General features: G+C 56.8%; 16 protein-coding genes and 2 pseudogenes. 14 read left to right on the forward strand and 4 right to left on the reverse strand.

All coding sequences use genetic code 11. The features are described 5' to 3' along the window. From GJR98_RS14650 to GJR98_RS14670, 5 genes are all read left to right on the forward strand, one after another. On the forward strand, nt 1-1,503 hold a 1,503-nt coding region (locus GJR98_RS14650; protein WP_154269859.1), incomplete at its 5' end, for a complex I subunit 5 family protein. Next, a complete protein-coding gene (locus GJR98_RS14655; protein ID WP_225316430.1) occupies nt 1,500-3,107 on the forward strand; it encodes a proton-conducting transporter transmembrane domain-containing protein in 1,608 nt (535 codons plus the stop codon). The genes GJR98_RS14650 and GJR98_RS14655, both read left to right, overlap by 4 nt. Further along, nucleotides 3,104-4,786 carry a proton-conducting transporter transmembrane domain-containing protein gene (locus GJR98_RS14660; protein WP_151139482.1) on the forward strand — a complete coding sequence of 561 codons (1,683 nt, stop codon included), beginning with the start codon at nt 3,104-3,106 and terminating at the stop codon, nt 4,784-4,786. Before GJR98_RS14655 ends, GJR98_RS14660 begins: the two co-directional genes overlap by 4 nt. Nucleotides 4,787-4,793: 7 nt before the next feature. Then, the gene (locus GJR98_RS14665; protein ID WP_151139483.1) at nt 4,794-5,207 is read left to right on the forward strand and encodes a hypothetical protein; all 414 of its coding nucleotides are present in this window, start codon (nt 4,794-4,796) and stop codon (nt 5,205-5,207) included. A 109-nt stretch (nt 5,208-5,316) separates the two neighbouring features. Beyond that, nucleotides 5,317-5,790, forward strand: coding sequence for an Lrp/AsnC family transcriptional regulator (locus GJR98_RS14670; RefSeq protein WP_151139484.1), 474 nt, complete (start codon nt 5,317-5,319; stop codon nt 5,788-5,790). 442 nt (nt 5,791-6,232) lie between these two features. Here GJR98_RS14670 and GJR98_RS14675 read toward each other — a convergent pair whose 3' ends face one another. Continuing rightward, nucleotides 6,233-6,550 carry an RPA12/RPB9/RPC11 RNA polymerase family protein gene (locus tag GJR98_RS14675; protein ID WP_151139485.1) on the reverse strand — a complete coding sequence of 106 codons (318 nt, stop codon included), beginning with the start codon at nt 6,548-6,550 and terminating at the stop codon, nt 6,233-6,235. Between the two features lie 124 nt (nt 6,551-6,674). Further along, on the reverse strand, nt 6,675-7,208 hold the full coding sequence (locus GJR98_RS14680) for a type 1 glutamine amidotransferase domain-containing protein (RefSeq protein WP_151139486.1): 534 nt from the start codon (nt 7,206-7,208) through the stop codon (nt 6,675-6,677). A 546-nt stretch (nt 7,209-7,754) separates the two neighbouring features. Here GJR98_RS14680 and GJR98_RS14685 point away from each other — a divergent pair. The 4 genes from GJR98_RS14685 (at nt 7,755) to GJR98_RS14700 (ending at nt 12,389) form a co-directional block, all read left to right on the forward strand. Beyond that, nucleotides 7,755-8,852, forward strand: coding sequence for a Gfo/Idh/MocA family protein (locus tag GJR98_RS14685; protein ID WP_151139487.1), 1,098 nt, complete (start codon nt 7,755-7,757; stop codon nt 8,850-8,852). Between the two features lie 369 nt (nt 8,853-9,221). After that, entirely contained in the window at nt 9,222-9,446 is a 225-nt protein-coding gene (locus GJR98_RS14690) for a HalOD1 output domain-containing protein (protein ID WP_151139488.1), read from the forward strand. 472 nt (nt 9,447-9,918) lie between these two features. Then, nucleotides 9,919-11,727: an SLC13 family permease gene (locus GJR98_RS14695; RefSeq protein WP_151139695.1), complete on the forward strand. Its 1,809-nt coding sequence runs from the start codon at nt 9,919-9,921 to the stop codon at nt 11,725-11,727. Between the two features lie 233 nt (nt 11,728-11,960). Next, entirely contained in the window at nt 11,961-12,389 is a 429-nt protein-coding gene (locus GJR98_RS14700; RefSeq protein ID WP_151139489.1) for a DUF7539 family protein, read from the forward strand. Between the two features lie 71 nt (nt 12,390-12,460). Here GJR98_RS14700 and GJR98_RS17710 read toward each other — a convergent pair. After that, a pseudogene (locus GJR98_RS17710) lies at nt 12,461-12,544 on the reverse strand (HpcH/HpaI aldolase family protein); the annotation flags it as partial. A 104-nt stretch (nt 12,545-12,648) separates the two neighbouring features. Here GJR98_RS17710 and GJR98_RS14705 point away from each other — a divergent pair. From GJR98_RS14705 to GJR98_RS14725, 5 genes are all read left to right on the forward strand, one after another. After that, nucleotides 12,649-12,981: a DUF5789 family protein gene (locus GJR98_RS14705; RefSeq protein ID WP_151139490.1), complete on the forward strand. Its 333-nt coding sequence runs from the start codon at nt 12,649-12,651 to the stop codon at nt 12,979-12,981. A 419-nt stretch (nt 12,982-13,400) separates the two neighbouring features. Next, nucleotides 13,401-14,111: a UMP kinase gene (pyrH, locus tag GJR98_RS14710; RefSeq protein ID WP_151139491.1), complete on the forward strand. Its 711-nt coding sequence runs from the start codon at nt 13,401-13,403 to the stop codon at nt 14,109-14,111. 34 nt (nt 14,112-14,145) lie between these two features. Further along, nucleotides 14,146-14,385, forward strand: coding sequence for a hypothetical protein (locus GJR98_RS14715; protein ID WP_151139696.1), 240 nt, complete (start codon nt 14,146-14,148; stop codon nt 14,383-14,385). Between the two features lie 85 nt (nt 14,386-14,470). Beyond that, on the forward strand, nt 14,471-14,653 hold the full coding sequence (locus GJR98_RS14720; protein WP_151139492.1) for a DUF7539 family protein: 183 nt from the start codon (nt 14,471-14,473) through the stop codon (nt 14,651-14,653). A 540-nt stretch (nt 14,654-15,193) separates the two neighbouring features. Then, nucleotides 15,194-15,586 (forward strand): cupin domain-containing protein, encoded by a 393-nt coding sequence (locus GJR98_RS14725; protein ID WP_151139493.1) that lies wholly within the window; start codon nt 15,194-15,196, stop codon nt 15,584-15,586. 156 nt (nt 15,587-15,742) lie between these two features. On the opposite strand, the pseudogene GJR98_RS18065 reads toward GJR98_RS14725, so the two are convergent. Beyond that, nucleotides 15,743-15,927: pseudogene (locus tag GJR98_RS18065) on the reverse strand (IS6 family transposase); the annotation flags it as partial. Between the last annotated feature and the right edge of the window lie 456 nt (nt 15,928-16,383).

Below are 16,383 nucleotides of genomic sequence, written 5' to 3' on the forward strand. Positions count from 1 at the left end.
ATGAGTGTGTTGCTCGCGCTCGTCGTCGCGGTGCCGCTCATCGGTGCCGTCCTCCCGCTCGTCGTCGGTCGGCGTAATCGTCTGTCTCGCCTCGTAACCGGCGGTGTACTCATCGTGCAAGCTGCTCTCGCTGTCGCAGTTGTTGCAGCCGTCGCCCGACGGGGACCACTTTCCTACGTCGTCGGCGGACTTCCGAGTGAAGTCGGTATCGGACTCTTCGCCGACGCTGTGACGAGTGCATTCCTCGTCCTCGTCGCGGGTAGTGCAGTCGCGTTCTTCGTGGTAGTTCGAGCGACCGGCACCAGATTCGGAGACAGTCTCTGGCTCCTCCTCGTCGCAGGACTCTCAGGTGTGACCGTCACCGCCGACGTGTTCAACCTGTACGTCTTCCTCGAAATATCGGGGCTCGCCGCGTACGCTCTCGTGGCGACCGGTCGGGGGGCCTCGGCCGCACTGGCCGCGTTCCGGTACCTCCTCGTCGGGACCGTGGGGGCGACGCTGTATCTGCTCGGGGTGGGCTACCTCTACATCGCGACTGGAACCCTCTCGATGGCCGGACTCAACGCGGCTCTCTCCGAAATCGGCTACGACTCGACGCTGGTCATCGCGTCGTTCGCCCTCATCGCGGTGGGACTCGGTGTGAAAATCGCGTTGTTCCCACTCCACACCTGGAAGCCTGCAGCGTACGCAACCTCCCCAGCTGATGTCAGTGCACTCCTCGCGACACTCGTCTCGACTATCGCGGGATACGCGCTCGTGCGGTTGACGTTCGACGTGTACACGCTCGGGTTCCTGACGGACGTCCCCGCCGCCCGGGTCGGGCTCCTCGTCGCGGGTGCGGTGAGCGTCGTCGCAGGGGGCGTCCTGACGCTCCGACAGACCGACATCCGCCGGTTACTCGCCTACTCGTCGGTTCTGCAGTTCGGTCTCATCGTCGTCGCCATCGGTCTCGCGACGCCAACGGCGGTGACCGGTGCGCTCGTCCTCCTCCTCAGCCACGCCATCGCCAAAGGCGGGCTGTTCGCGTCCGTCGGCATCCTCGCGAGAGATTTCGACGTGAAAACGGTCGCCGACTACACCGGGCTCGTCCGCGACGCTCCCGTGTTCACAGTCGCTGCGAGCGTCGTGTTCGCGTCGCTCGTCGGTCTTCCGCCGACCGCTGGATTCGCTGGGAAGTGGTACGTCGCACTCGGTGCAATCGAGGCTCAATCGTGGACCATTGCTTTCCTCGTCGTCGGGAGTACCCTGCTTTCGATTCTCTACGTCGGTCGTGTCGTCGAAACGATGGTCTTCGGCACGCCAAGCACCGACGTGTTCGGTCGGACAGGGGGCGAGCCGACAGGCCGGCCACCCGTAAGCGCTGACGGCGGGCAACTACCGACACAGAGCCTCACTCGTGCGTCACTCGTCCTCGTCGCTGTCGGAGTTGCTGTCGTTGCCCTCGGCCTCTGGTCGTCCGACCTCGCAGCGTGGTTCCAGCCAGTCGTGGAGGGATGGCTATGACCGACGTCGCGTCCTTCCTTCCGGTGGCTGCAGTAGCCATCCCCGCAGTCGCAATCCCGCTCATCTACCTGTCGCGGTCGAATCCAAGAGTTCGTGAAGCGTGGACCTTCATCGCGGCACTGGTAACGTTTGCAGTCGTCGCCCTGATGGTCAGATCTCCGGTCACGCACGTCTCGTCACTCGGGTCTATCGCTGGTATCGAACTCAGCCTCCGTGGCGATGCAGCAGGACTGCTATTCGCACTGCTCGCGTCGACGCTGTGGATCGTAACCAGCGTTTACAGCGTCGGTTACGTCCGGAGCCTCGACGAACACGACCAGACGCGGTACTTCGCGGCCTTCGCCGGGAGCATCGCCGCGACCATGGGCGTCGCACTCGCTGCGAATTTGCTGACGTTGTTCGTCTTCTACGAACTCCTGACGCTGGCAACGTACCCACTTGTCGTCCACGCCGGGACGAAGGCAGCACGTGCGGCCGGCCGCACGTACATCGTGTACACACTCGGTGGAGGTGTCATCGCGTTCGCTGGAATCCTCCTCGTCGCGGTTCTCGTCGGGACACTCACGTTCGTCCCTGGGGGAATCGCTGACCTCGCCGCGACGGACTCGACGCTCGCACAGGCAGCGTTCATCTTCCTCGCCGTCGGGTTCGGGGTCAAAGCGGCAATCGTCCCGCTCTACAAGTGGCTTCCGACCGCGATGGTTGCACCAACCCCCGTGTCGGGCCTCCTACACGCGGTTGCAGTCGTCAAGAGTGGTGCGTTCGCAATCTCACGGACCGTCCTCTACGTCTTTGGCCCGGAGACGATGTGGGACCTCGGTCTCGGCCTCCCGCTCGCCGTCTTTGCGGCAGTGACAATGGTCGTCGCAGGACTCGTTGGCCTTCGACAGGACAACCTCAAGCGTGGCCTCGCATACTCGACCATCTCGCAACTGTCGTACATCGTGCTAGGACTCGCAATCGCAACGCCGCTCGCAGTGTTTGGTGCGCTCCTCCACGTCGTGGCCCACGCGTTCATGAAGATTACACTGTTCTTCGTCGCGGGCATCGTCGCAGTCGAGACGGGCGAGAAGTACGTCTCTGACCTCGCAGGTGTTGGGCGCAGACTCCCCGTCACGATGACTGTGTTCGCAATCGCAGCCGCGGGACTCATCGGCTTCCCACTCGTTGCGGGGTTCGTCAGCAAATTCACGCTCGTCGTGGGTGTCGCGGAGGGTCCTGCTCCGGTGTTCGTCGCTGCGTACCTCGTGGCAGGATTGTTGAAACTGCTCTACTTCTGGCCCATCGTCTACACGGTATTTTTCGGCCAGCGTGACGGCTCGACGCCGGCGAGTCGACACGCGTTCGCGCCAGCACACACCCACGGAGTGCACGCAGTCGGGAACCCACAAGTGAAGGATGTGCACGCGACCGATGGCGGTGGCGTCGCCCACCGACGCAACCACGTTGGATGGGAGCGCCGCACGCTCTCGACCGAGACGACGCCGCTCATGCTGGTCCCGATTCTTACCACCGTAGGCGTTGCAGTCGTCCTCGGTGTCGCCCCGAGTTACCTTCCGTTCTGGGACCTCGCGGAGGCTGTGGTCTGGGAGGTGTTCGGATGACCGAGTTCTTGACGCTCGCCCCCCCGTGGGTTGCGTTCATCCTCGCACTGTTCGTCGTGGGCGTCGCACCACGGGTGAGTGGAACGGCCGTCGGAGTCCTTCTCGTCGGACTCACCATCCCGTGGATGTGGGCTGTCGAGGCTGGGTCGTACCTCGTGGTCTCTCCCTTCGGCTTCGAACAAGTTCTCTTCACCGTCGACGGGGTCACCCGCCCAGTCGTGATGCTCTTTGGCTTCATTGCCGCTGTCAACCTCGCTTACGGCTATGCGACTAGCGCCGATACGAGACAACAGCTCTACGCACTGTCGTACATGGGCGCCGGTGTGGTCGCGGTGCTCGCAGGTGACTGGCTGACCCTCCTCATCGGATGGGAACTACTCGCGGTGACCGCGACTGTTCTCGTCTGGCATCACGGCGGTGACGCCGTCCGCCCCGCGTTCAGATACGCAGTCTACCACCTCGTCGGAGGGGCATTCCTCGTCGCAGGCATCGCGTTCCACTTCGCGGCGACCGGGACGTTCGTCTATGACGGTGGCCTCGTGGGAGGACTGCCGAGAGCGCTGGCACTCGTCGGTGTCGGCGTCAACCTCGGCTTCATCGGCCTCCACTTCTGGCTACCAGAGACCTACCCCCGGCCGCACGTCGCAGCGAGCGTCGTCCTCGCGGCCTTCACGACCAAAGTCGCCGTCGTGGTCCTCTTCCGAGTCGCACCTGACGGTGCGGTGCTCGTCGCGTGGTTAGGCGGTCTGATGATTCTCTACGGTGTCACTCAGGCCATCTTCCAGACCGATATGCGACGTCTCCTGTCGTACCACATCATCTCGCAGGTGGGGTACATGGTCGTTGCACTCGGAATCGGCACTGCTGCTGGGCTCTCCGGGTCGTTCGCCCATCTCGTGGCGCACGTCCTCTACAAGGGCCTGCTGTTCATGGTCGCCGGCGTACTCATCTACCGGACTGGAAAACACTCACTCAAACACCTCGGTGGACTCGCCCGCGTGATGCCCGTGACGTTCTCGGCGTTCCTCGTCGCCGCACTCGCCATCACCGGAGCGCCCGGCTTCTCTGGATTCGTCAGCAAAGGCCTCATCACGAAGGCCGTCGAGAGCACGGGAGACACGGTGCTGTGGTGGATTCTCGTCCTCGGCAGTGTCGGCACAGTGCTGTCGTTCGCCAAGTTCGGCTACTACGCATTCGTCCGTGCCGCTCCGGACGACCTCGACGTACGGCCTCCCAGCCTTAGCCTCCGGGCTGTGTTGATTGTCACCGCCATTCCATCGGTCGCGTTCGGCATCTTCCCAGAGGCACTCCTCGGTTCGATGCCCGGCGATTCTGGTGGGTTCGACGCGTACGCGACGAGTGAACTCGTCAAAGCCAGCACTGTCCTCGTCGCTGGTATCCTTGGGTTCGTCGTGCTCCGAACGCGAATCGCACAGATACACCTCGTCGATATCGACCGAGTCCTCTACCCACTCGCTGTCCGCGGGACGACAGCACTCTCTGTCGGGGCGATTGCCGTCAGTAACGCAGCGAATCGCGCTGCTGCATCGCTCATCGAACGGACCGCCTCGGCCGTCGGGGCCGAACCGCGACTGAACGACACCATCCAGTCAGCCCTCGTCTTGCTGTTCGCAACCGTCGGGTTCGCACTCGGTGTCGTTCTCCTCACACCATACTAACACAATCATGACCAGCAACATCGACATGACCGCTGTACCGAACTACGAGAACCTCATCGAGATGCTTCACGGCCGTTTCGGTCAGAACCTCCGTTGGGTCGCGTCGTTCGATTCGAAGACGTACAACTACACCGTCCAATACATCCGTCCAGACCTGAAGACAGAACTCTCGAACCACCAGTTCGACGTCGTCGTCCACCGGTCGATCGCGCTGTTCCGACGCCCGTACATCGAGGAAGTCTACACTCACCTCGGGAACGTGAACTCACTCGTCCTCCAGCACGACCGGGCGACTGCCGTTCATCTGTACCTCTCGGATACGACCGGGCTCATCATCAAAATCAAAGCCGGAAACAGCGTCTCGATTCCCGAGTTCACAGACGAGTGCATCGCAGCATTGTACCCGGAGGACGGCCAGTAGTGAACAGCGCTCAAACAGCGTGTCGGTCACGCCGCCAATCGAGACGAGACGCTACAGCTGTCGCCGTCCAGGACGAGACTACTTCACGTGACCACTCGAAGAGGACGCTATGACTCTCAAAGGACTCGACGAACTCGACCGACGGATTCTCCACGAACTTCAACGTGATGCGAGACACGTTTCGTCGCGTAACATCGCCGACTCCGTCGATGCCTCTCCGAGTACGGTTCGAAAGCGCATCCAACGACTAGAGTCTGAAGAGATCATCACCGGATATCACGCCGCAGTGGACTACAAGAATGCAGGATACCAACTCTTCATGCAGATAGAGTGTACCGCCGAGATTCCACTGCGGAGAGACCTCACTGAGAAGGCACTGGACGTCTCAGGTGTCGTCAGTGTTCGCGAACTCGCAACCGGCGAGAGCAACGTCTTGGTGGGTGCAGTCGGCACAGACTCGAATGACCTCGCACGGATAGCGCGTGAGTTGAGTGACCTTGGTCTTCGTGTTTCTGACGAAGACCTGATTCAACGGGACCTCCAGCGGCCCTTCTCTGAGTTCGATCCGGCCGCTGGCGAGTAGGTACTCGCAGAGCGGTTCAACGAACAGCACGACCGTATTCGAATGCTACCCACCTCGATGAGAGACGCGGGACCACGACAATGTGGCATTTTGGCTCTATCGAAATCCTCACCTGACGACAGTTTTTCGAGGCCATACCGAATACAGTGCGCAAGTCGGTCATCATAGCCAGCATCTCCTCACCAAGTGTAGAGGGTTTCAGTTCCTCGAATTGCGTATCCAAGATAGAATATATCTTGTCCAAACCATAGCACCGACGCCTGCCATCAAGATAGCAATTCCAAGCAGAGCCAACTTAACGGAGGTATTCGGTAGCACATTCTCACTATTTCAGTTTTGAGCAGAGCCAGCAGACAGCAGTTGCTCATCGGCGTTCATTTCTGGAAGGAATGAGGAGGGGAGTCTGAGCGTATCTATCGGGTATGGTTCGCGAGATACGCCGTCAGGACTCGCGCCACTTGTGGCCACACTCGACGCAGGTGAACAGCCGGACCTCGTAGGAACCGCCTGGCTTCGGCATCATCTCGTAGTAGGCCCGGTCGCTGTCGCAGTCGTCCGCCGGACAGGGCTCCTGCACCGTTTCGGTGGAGCCTTGGGTCGCGTCGGCCACGGCGGGTGCCCCGTCGTCCTGCTGCCCCTCTTGGGTCGCCATCGCCGCTTCCGCTTGCGAGTCCCGCGGCTCCTTGTTCTCACAAGAGCGACACACCCACGTGTCGCCCTCCGTGTGCATCATCGAACCACACTCGTCGCAGAATTGCATTGTAAATGAATCTACGCACGTAGCAGAAATACCCTCTGTATCTCGCACACCACTTCTGACAGTATCTGGGTGAGTTTCTGTGGTCGTGCTGAATACAGCGTACATAGTCGGTAGAAACAGTTTCCTAGGCGGAGTGCTCGGCCAGTGCGTCCACCAGGACGCGGCAATAATCGGGGATGTCCTTGACGACGCGTCCCCAGACGATGTTGCCGTCGCGGAACGCCGGTTCGTCGACCCAGGTCGCACCGGCGTTTATCAGGTCGTCCTTGATGCCCAGCGAGCCCGTCGCGTCCGAGCCCTCGACGATGCCGGCGGAAATTCCGACCAGCCCGGCGTGACAGATCATCCCGATGATTTTGTCGTCCTCGTAGACGTCCCGGACGAGGTCGAGTACCGACTGGTCGCGGCGAATCTTGTCGGGCGTCCAGCCGCCAGGGACCAGGACCGCGTCGACCGCCGCCGGGTCGACCTCCCCGGCCGCAAATTCGGTCTCGGCGGTGAGTCCACCGCTCTTTCCCGTGTACTCCACGCCAGCGTCGATGCCGACGACATCGATCTGTGCCCCTTCCTCTTTCATGCGCATGTAGACGGCCCAGAACTCCAAGTCCTCGAACCCGGGTCCGACCAACATGGCGATTCGTTTGTCTTTCAGTTTCATGTAGAATCACCGTTGGGATTACGAACCAGACGTGCCGGACGCACATCGTCCACGTCGGCACCCTCCGGCCGATACCCAACCGTACATCGTTATAGACTCCATTCCGGCATAGTCTTTTATTTCGGTCTGACGAGAGAGTAAGCGGACGCTGTCACGCTTTCGTCTCTTTGCTAAAGACAGATGGATGGCAGCTTACTGACTTCATGCTCTGGATGTGTCACGTCGTATCTGACAGCCTCCGGTGAGGTTTCTGCGAGCGTGCTGAATACAAGGCGCAAGTCGATCACGATCGAGTGGTCGAAATCGACGGGTTGAGTCGACCGATAAAGAGCGAGAATACGACGAGGACCTCTTTGCGTTCCAATCCCGCTTAGTCGGTGAGTTTCCGGCTCTCTGTATTGCGGAACGCCCGCCCGACCGTTTCGGAACCACCAGCAGCCCCACCTGAGCAGATAGGAATCAGAATACTACACTTTACGCAGAATATTGTTGGCAACATAGCTTCTTCTTGTAGAAGAGTGTACATTAGCTCAGGATAGGTACCGTATGGCAAACAAACTAAAGTTAGGGTTGGTGGGGGCAGATGCCGCTGGAAGGAGCTGGGGACCAGCTGCTCATATCCCAGCATTGCGCGAAATAGAACAGATCGAGTTGGCGGCACTCTGTACAAGTCGTCCCGAATCGGCTGCCGCTGCCGCAGAAGCATTCGGTATCGACCGTGCATATCATGATATCAATGAACTGGTTGCTCAACCAGACATCGACATCATCGCGGCTGTTGTAAACATACCAAGCCACTACGAAATTGTGATGCCAGCACTAAACGCTGGAAAGCACGTTTATTGTGAGTGGCCGCTCGGTGCAAATCTCACAGAAACAGAGGAGATGGCGGCACTCGCACACGCGAAAGGTGTTGTCACAGCAATTGGGCTTCAAGGGCGTCACGATCCTTCCCTTACCCACATCAAGGAGTTATGTGATGACGGTTGGTTAGGCGACATTCATTCCGTTCAGATGACATTCCTAGGAACGAGTATCCCTGACCGCTCCTCTCGGATGGAATACGAGCGTGAGATCCATCGAGGTGCCCATTTACTGACGATCATTGGTGGACACACGCTTGCTTACATTGCGTATTGTTTCGGGTCACTGGCTGAGGTTTCGGCCAGGGTAGCAACACGAGTGAAGAAGTTGCGTATGGCTGATACTGGTGAGATGGTTGATGCAGAAGCAGCCGATAACGTTCTTATCAACGGCGCACTCACCAATGGCGCACTGCTCTCTTACCAGTTATCAGCTGTTCCATTCCATGGAGACGGGTGGCGGATGGCTGTGTATGGTAGTAAGGGAACAATCATAGCAACGGCCCAGGGACTACCCCAGATCACGCCAATCAAACTTGTTGGTGCTCAAGGCGACGAGCCGCTCGTTGAATTGCCAGTTCCTGAACGACTGCGAGTAGTGCCAGCATCGGTACCATTTGGCCCACCACAGAACGTGGGGCAGGCGTATGTACGCATGGCAGAGGCGATTCAAGAAGGGAAACCGTTTGCTCCCAGCTTTGAGGATGCGGTGGAGGTCCACAGACTCCTCGACGCGGTCCAGCAATCTTCGGACGAGGGTCGCGTTATCAGGGTAGTCTAGTGCAGTACGGTCACTGATTATGACGGCTGTAAACAAGCGGGTGTTGACGACGATGAAGGCGAGCAGACCGTCCGTCAGGAACTAATGAAGGACGTTTTCTGACGTGATAGACGGAAAGGAAGACGGCGACAGAAAGGTGTTCTCCTGCGTAATCGACGAGGTCCGAGAGGAGGAGAAACGCCTGAATCAGCCCTGAGAGCGTGAAACCGACCAGCAATCGGTGCTGCATACACCCTCTGTATGTGTCACGCAACACCTATCAAACTCAGAGGATTTCAACAGAACCGTGATTTTCTACCAGTATTTGAGACGCTTCACCGAATGCGTAGGGTTAATAGTGGCGTTCAAACTGGTAGGACATAGATTTGGATGTCTGACCACTCAGTAAGTGAGGCAGTTCTTGCTGCTATTGCGGAAGCAGAAGGCGTCGACGTGAAGGCATTGGACACGCCACTCTACGAGAGTATCAGTCCCGAAGCACTCGACAAACTCTTCCGAAACTCTCCAGTCGAGGTTACCTTTCGCTACATGGGTTACATCGTCACAGTGACTCCCGAGCAGGAAGTCGAATTAGTATCGATAGACGACCGTTGAGTACTGTGACTGTCTTCTGCGGCCCGGAGCCATCGATTCGACTATTTTGATCTGCTGCGGTGGCGAATTCGCCACCTCGAAAGCGAGAAGACTGTCCTCTCAGTCGCTGTGAGTACGCCGAATTTTGCCGTTCTCAAGATTATGTTGGATTAGTATTTATTTTACAAACGTCATTGTCGCACACAGACAACGAGGTTTAGCGATTTGGTGCAGAGATTGGTCCACGCGCTTGTATATTGTATATCGCTATACTAAATGTGTTTGTCCGAAGGTCCCACAGTTTCGGAGTGCACAACGCTTCTATTGTATTTCTCCAACTGCCACTCAAACTGTCTCGACGGCCTGTCACGCGTAATAACCCGCTGGCGCACATACCAGTCCTTTTCCCGTGTCAGTGTCTCTATTCGGTGTGGTCTTCTCTATCGTTTCGTTGACAATCCAGGCCCTCGGCTTCTCGTCCGTAACGGCTGAGATGCTCGTCGTTTTTGCAGTTATCCTCCTCGCACTCGTGTTGTTCGCCACTGAGTGGTTTCCCATCGACGTCACCGCGATTCTGGTGATGGTGCTATTGATCGTACTCGAACCGTGGACGCAGATCTCCCCTCGGGAGGGAATCTCGGGGTTCGCCAATCCAGCCACTATCACCGTACTGGCGATGCTCATCCTAAGCACTGGAATCAACCGAACCGGTATCGTTCAGTTGCTCGGACGGAAGATGGCGGCGTTCGCAGGGACCAACCGCCGTAAGCAACTCGCGGCGACGGTCGGCATCACCGGCCCCGTCTCGGGAGTCATCAACAACACGCCGGTCGTCGCGATTTTAGTCCCGATCATTAACGACCTCGCACACAACGGCAAAACCTCACCGTCGAAATTGCTGATGCCGCTGTCGTTCGCCTCGATGCTCGGTGGCACGTTGACGCTCATCGGAACGTCGACGAATATCCTAGCGAGCGATATTGCTGCTCAGATTGGTGCAGAATCGCCTGAGCTTGGTCTTCAGGCGTTCGGAATGTTCGAGTTCACCAAACTCGGTCTCATCGTGTTCGCAGTCGGTTCCCTCTATCTGATGACAGTCGGTGTTCGACTGCTCCCCGAACGGATTCCCGCTGACGAGGACCTCGTCGAAGAGTACGCCCTCCAAGAGTACCTCGCAGACGTCGCTGTTCCAGCCAACTCGTCATTGATTGGAAAGACAGTCGAGGAGGCACTGGGAGACGACGAACTCGACATCGACGTGTTACAGCTGATCCGATACGGCGAACGATTTTCAGAACCACTCGCTCGCAAAGAGATCCGCGAGAACGACACACTCCGGCTCAGGACGAACCGGGAGACGCTCGAACATATCATGGACACGGAAGGACTCAACTTGACAGGTGGCCCTCGGACTGAAGACGACCTGCATCCGGATGAGGAAGAACCAGTCCTCGTCGAGGTCGTCATTCCGTCGGGGTCGTTCCTCGTCGGCGAAACCCTGGCGAGTTCGACCTTCCGACAGCGCTACGATGCGAACGTTCTAGCCTTTCGAACCCGTGGTGACGTCATCCGAGACCGGTTTGAGGACATTCGTATTAGGGTCGGTGACACCCTCCTTGTGCAGGCGCCACCCGACAGTCTCACCCGCCTCGTTGAGAACCAGGACTTCATCGTCGCCCACGAGTTCGACGAGGTGACCTATCGGAGCGACAAGATTCCCTTCGCGGTCGGAATCATCGCCGGCGTCGTCGCACTCCCGGCACTGAACATCCTGCCGATTGTCGTCTCCGCGTTAGCAGGGGTCGTGGCGATGGTCTTCACCGGCGTCCTGAAACCGACTGAACTCTACTCGTCCGTCGAGTGGAACGTAATCTTCCTCCTCGCTGGCGTCATCCCGCTCGGCATCGCCCTCCAGCAGACTGGTGCGGCGGCACTTCTCGGAGAGCTCGTCGCTTCGACCGCGGTGTTCTTGCCAGCAATCGGAGTTCTCTGGGTGTTCTACGTCGCAACCGGTCTGCTGACGAGCGTCATCAGCAACAACGCGAGCGTCGTGTTGATGATTCCGGTGGCCGCCAGCGCCGCCCAGTCGATTGGTGCGAATGCATTCGCGTTCGTCCTCGCAGTGACGTTCGCCGCCTCGACGGCGTTCATGACCCCAGTGGGATACCAGACGAACCTCTTCGTGTACGGGCCCGGTGGCTACAAGTTCTCGGACTTCATACGGGTCGGTGCGCCGTTGCAGTTGTTGTTGTCAGTGGTCACTGTCCTCGGGATTGCGTTCTTCTGGGGTGTCCGCGCTTGAGACGGATGTTCTGACTCAGCTGTAAAATAAGACCCCAAAGCGTTCTGCACGCCTGCTGAGGAGCCATTGCTCCCGTCATCCCTACCAAGGCCCGTGTCACGGGTGAAATGCACTGGTCATGCCGATAGCAACCAAACGGTTGAAGGCGTACCTATCGCAGTACCATCGTCAGCATACCCGTCGGCCTGAGCCACCGTACGAACGTTGATTGACTTGGCCGTCCTTCTTAGAGTATGGCAGAATTCCCAGACGAGCGCCAGCTCGTACTACGTGCGCGGTCTCAGTTAGACCAATGGACGAGAAATGCCCGGAGGGAGGCATACGCTGAACTGTTCGAAGGCGACCGACCAATCCTCACCGACGCGGAACTCCGTCTACTCGACGCGCTCGATTCCGAGCTGGAGCGAGAGGGCGGCGATGGTGTCTGGGGAACCGACCAATACGGAATCCATACGGCTGGGACATCGAGTTCGGATACCTCCCTTGGTGTGGTCTGTGTGTATCACCCACAGATCACCAAGGACTCTGTCCTTCGCGGGCGGGACGAACTTGACGACGAGACCGAAGAGCGACTCAATGCAGCACTCTGGCGATATAGCGAACGGGTTGCGACCCTCATCGAAGCAAAACTCGACGAGTTCATCCGCCAAACACAGCGGTAAGCCTCGGTCAAATCCACTTTCGGATGATCGTACGCGTCAATGTATCTGGCGAAGGAATCTCACCGTCGACAACGCGGCAGAAAAACGTTCCTGGCACCGAGACCGAGAGCCTTCCGAATTAGGGTTGGATCCGTGCCGGGGAGTCGGGCAAGCAGTTAGAGGCCCGTCCGGTTGCGCGTAGTGGGATCTCTATGTTCCCGAGACGTTCACACCAACAAGCGTCCACACAGTTATCGGAACCGAGCGCCTATTACGAAAGATGCCAAATAACAAACGTGGGCGAGACGAGAACCTAGACGACGAACAGCGACAACAGCCAGAGCGGAAGCGAGAAGAAGTACGCGACCGCGTTCGTGAAGACCGAGCGATGAGCGGCGCCCTTGGTGGGCGACTTGGTGGCCTTGATGAGGTACTCGAATCCGAGGACTATCCAGTCACGACCGATGAATTGGTCGAGGCCTATGGCCACTACGAGATCGAAACGCAGGGGGGGACGGAGTCCCTCGAAGAAGTGCTTGCTCCAACGGATAACCAAACGTACGACTCCGCCGATGACGTCCGAAGCCGGATACTGGGCCTGATACATCGTTGATATTCTGCCTCGTCAAGAGTGGGGAATTTGTCGATGAGGGTGAACCACTCTGTACGGTCACGAATCCGCTCGATACTGTACCTGAAACCGTACAAGCATCATTCGCAGGGCTTTTCGTTGGTATCCTCGAAACGCTGGTGGTCTATCCCAGAAACCTGCTCTGTCGACTCGCGTATCACCGCCGAAACAGACCGAGTTCTTCGTGATGGTACGGTGGTGGGAGGATGAGTATTGTGTTACTGGTTGTGACTCGGTGACTCTCCTAGCTGGACAGGAGATCAAAGAGACTGCTCCAGATTGATTCCCCCGGGCTCGCCACAAGAGGCGCTCATCAAAGTGAGACTCCGAAAAATTACGACCCCTACATCCGAGAGGAGCTAGATTGTAGTCCGACGCCATCCAACAGTCTAGAGAGCATCATGCGCATCGTTCTCTCAGTCGGTGGGAGCATCCTCGTGCCAACGCTTGACCAAGCGCAGTTTCGAGAGTACGCAACCGTCATCACAGCGCTCGCCAAGGAGCACGACATCTGTGTCGTCACCGGCGGTGGGTCTCCTGCGCGTGAATTCATCGATGTGGGGCGGGCTATCGGTGCGAACGAAGTCGAGCTTGATCAAATCGGTATCGAGGTCACTCGGCTAAATGCACGACTTCTCATCGCAGCAATCGGCGAAGATGCCGTCTCGACGCCATCAAAAGACTACGAAGCAGCGGGGAAAGCGCTCCGCTGTGGCGACATCGTCGTCATGGGTGGAACAGCACCCGGTCAAACTACTGATGCAGTGAGCGCACTACTTGCTGAATACATAAACGCAGAACTTCTCATCTATGCGACCAACGTGCCTGGCGTCTTTAGCGCGGACCCTCACACTCACCCAGACGCAGAAGCATTCGACGAGTTACGTGCGAGCCAACTCATTACCCTCATCCACGATATCGGGAGCACTGCCGGGAGCAGTGTACCGATCGACCTTCTCGCTGCGAAGAGAATCCAACGTGCAAACTTTGAAACAGTGGTTATCGACGGAACCGACCCGGAGTGTATTCTCACCGCTGTCCGAACCGGTGAAATCGAGGGGACGAGAATCATCTCAGACGGGGACGATGACACGACTCCCGCTGAAACATGACGACTGTTAACCCCGTGGAGAACTATACGTGAGTATGTCGCGATACGTGGCTTCCTTCGAGATTAACTCAAAAACCGATTCGTACGCCGCTCGGCGCATTCTAGAGCGAGTATTCGATACGGTTCGAGAAGAGTCATCGAACGTCCGGAAGGGTTCAGACGACACAAGCGAACTCCTCGAATCGTTCAAAACGCTCCAAGATGCAGCGAAACGTCCAACGGCGGGGAAGCTGGAAATCATCTACGAACAATACGACGACGAATTCGAGAACTAATCTCGCGGGAACTCCGTCACCGAGAGAGCCACACAGTCGGCAATCCGCCAGCGTCCTCCAAGATTCTCACGTTCATAATCGTCGTATGCCCCATCTCGAAAGACTGTTTCAGCGGTTGCACAACAACCGCTCACCCCTCCGCGAGCGGGATGACCGTGACGACGAGACCGAAGAGCGACTCGATGCCGCGCTCTGGCAATCTAACGGACGGGTTGCCACCCACATCGACGCAAAACTCGACGAATTCATCCGCCAAACACAACGCTAATCTAGAATCCCGGTTCTGTTGAAACCCTCTGTTGCTGATAGTTTGTTGAAGCCGTGCTGAATACAGGGCGCGAGTCGTGCAGGACTGTGCAGGCCAATTACCCGGGACAGCCGACGATACAGTCAAACGTTAGAATATAGCCGAGTCCCAGAGCAATGACTAGAAGAATAGCGAGTAGTAAAACCGCCAGGAGCCTGTTGTAGGTAGGAGTTGTTCTTGGTTACTAATTTGACAAATATTTGTCACAATTTGATAGAGAACACTTAGTCGGTTTGGGCGTGATGTATTCACCCTCTGAGTCGGCCACAGGAATTGGTTGATGAATGGCTTTTCGAAGGGATGGGAGTACCGAAGCCCAAAGCACGAGATTTTGAAGATAAAAATAATAGCATTAATACAAAATTAAATGTATAAAACTAAATACATATGCTTAACCCCTGTCCAGGCGTCTGTACTATTGAGTCTCCAAGGAGACGTCCATCTTGGTACCATTCTGAGCGACCCAATACGCCGTTCTCAAGGATTCTTCAAACAAACATCATGAAAGTCGCAAAAGACGCCGTACCAACCAGAATCGATAGCCCAGTCGCCATCGCCCGCCAACAACCGGATTTCGGGGACTCGACTGGCTACGGGACACTCGGAGCAGAGTACTTCACACTCGCACAGGGAACCGACATCACACCACTTCTCAAGGGGCTGAAAGACGACCTCTGTCAGGCTCCCCACTGGGGATACGTGGTGAGCGGGGCGCTGACCGTCACGTATACCGATGGGAGCACTGAAGCCGACGAGACCGGTGACATGTTCTACTGGCCACCAGGACATACTGTCCGGGCCGACGAAGACACGGATTTCGTTCTGTTCAGCCCCCAGCACGAACACGGGGAAGTGATGGATCAAATCCAGAGGAACATGGAACAGAGTTCGTAATCGCTGGGGACTTCCACAACAAGATTTTTCGTGCCGGGCGAGCGTCCGTTCTTAACCCAGATGGGGCGGTCTTGGGGATACGTGGTCACGAAGTCGATAAACGACTTCGTTCCGTGGTAGTGTGTCCGTATACCATATTGAATACGGTAAAGAGACTCACAGTTTAGATTGCGTATTTATGTAGTGCGTAAATAGAACAAACCAATGTGTGCGCCGGCCACCCGACTCCCAACCTGGGAGTGATGTAAACGGGGGCTCGAATTTTGAGAGTACGAAACCATTTTCTTAATCAGGTTTCGCTCAACGTAGTCGAGTCGACCAATTAATCTAAATCGAGACAGATTGCATTTTTCAAATAACCTCTGCTATTCGAATCTCACCCCATCGTTTCTGGAGAAACTATCCCCTGTGATGGTTAAATTCAGCTCATTCTACACTAGAAACCATTGACAAAAAGGAACGCAACAAATCCTGCTCCAAGATTATATCAAGACCATAATGCCACAATGTCTACATTACCAAAAAATTAGTATTATAATGACTGATTTTCTATATAAACAGTCTGAAACATCAACGATAACAATTCGTTCTGTGTAGCTCTCAGAATAGATACATTACTCGTTCAGCAATAGCAATTCTGTTTACAAATGCAAGACTGTGTGCTCCTTAAATAAATCAGGAGAAGCATCGTAGAAGAAACCAATTTGACGAAACTATCAACAAGATTGCATTTATTTCACTACCGAAATTGGCTTTCAACAAAAAGTCATATATCAATTAGTTATTATATAATAATA

Source organism: Haloferax marinisediminis, from assembly GCF_009674585.1.
GTDB lineage: Archaea > Halobacteriota > Halobacteria > Halobacteriales > Haloferacaceae > Haloferax > Haloferax marinisediminis.

Bases quoted from the DNA above. Each gene is read 5' to 3' on its own strand.
- GJR98_RS14655 (WP_225316430.1), top strand. From the start codon at position 1,500: ATGACCGACGTCGCGTCCTTCCTTCCGGTGGCTGCAGTAGCCATCCCC.
- GJR98_RS14660 (WP_151139482.1), top strand. From the start codon at position 3,104: ATGACCGAGTTCTTGACGCTCGCCCCCCCGTGGGTTGCGTTCATCCTC.
- GJR98_RS14665 (WP_151139483.1), top strand. From the start codon at position 4,794: ATGACCAGCAACATCGACATGACCGCTGTACCGAACTACGAGAACCTC.
- GJR98_RS14670 (WP_151139484.1), top strand. From the start codon at position 5,317: ATGACTCTCAAAGGACTCGACGAACTCGACCGACGGATTCTCCACGAA.
- GJR98_RS14675 (WP_151139485.1), bottom strand. From the start codon at position 6,550: ATGCAATTCTGCGACGAGTGTGGTTCGATGATGCACACGGAGGGCGAC.
- GJR98_RS14680 (WP_151139486.1), bottom strand. From the start codon at position 7,208: ATGAAACTGAAAGACAAACGAATCGCCATGTTGGTCGGACCCGGGTTC.
- GJR98_RS14685 (WP_151139487.1), top strand. From the start codon at position 7,755: ATGGCAAACAAACTAAAGTTAGGGTTGGTGGGGGCAGATGCCGCTGGA.
- GJR98_RS14690 (WP_151139488.1), top strand. From the start codon at position 9,222: ATGTCTGACCACTCAGTAAGTGAGGCAGTTCTTGCTGCTATTGCGGAA.
- GJR98_RS14695 (WP_151139695.1), top strand. From the start codon at position 9,919: ATGCTCGTCGTTTTTGCAGTTATCCTCCTCGCACTCGTGTTGTTCGCC.
- GJR98_RS14700 (WP_151139489.1), top strand. From the start codon at position 11,961: ATGGCAGAATTCCCAGACGAGCGCCAGCTCGTACTACGTGCGCGGTCT.
- GJR98_RS14705 (WP_151139490.1), top strand. From the start codon at position 12,649: ATGCCAAATAACAAACGTGGGCGAGACGAGAACCTAGACGACGAACAG.
- pyrH (WP_151139491.1), top strand. From the start codon at position 13,401: ATGCGCATCGTTCTCTCAGTCGGTGGGAGCATCCTCGTGCCAACGCTT.
- GJR98_RS14715 (WP_151139696.1), top strand. From the start codon at position 14,146: ATGTCGCGATACGTGGCTTCCTTCGAGATTAACTCAAAAACCGATTCG.
- GJR98_RS14720 (WP_151139492.1), top strand. From the start codon at position 14,471: ATGCCCCATCTCGAAAGACTGTTTCAGCGGTTGCACAACAACCGCTCA.
- GJR98_RS14725 (WP_151139493.1), top strand. From the start codon at position 15,194: ATGAAAGTCGCAAAAGACGCCGTACCAACCAGAATCGATAGCCCAGTC.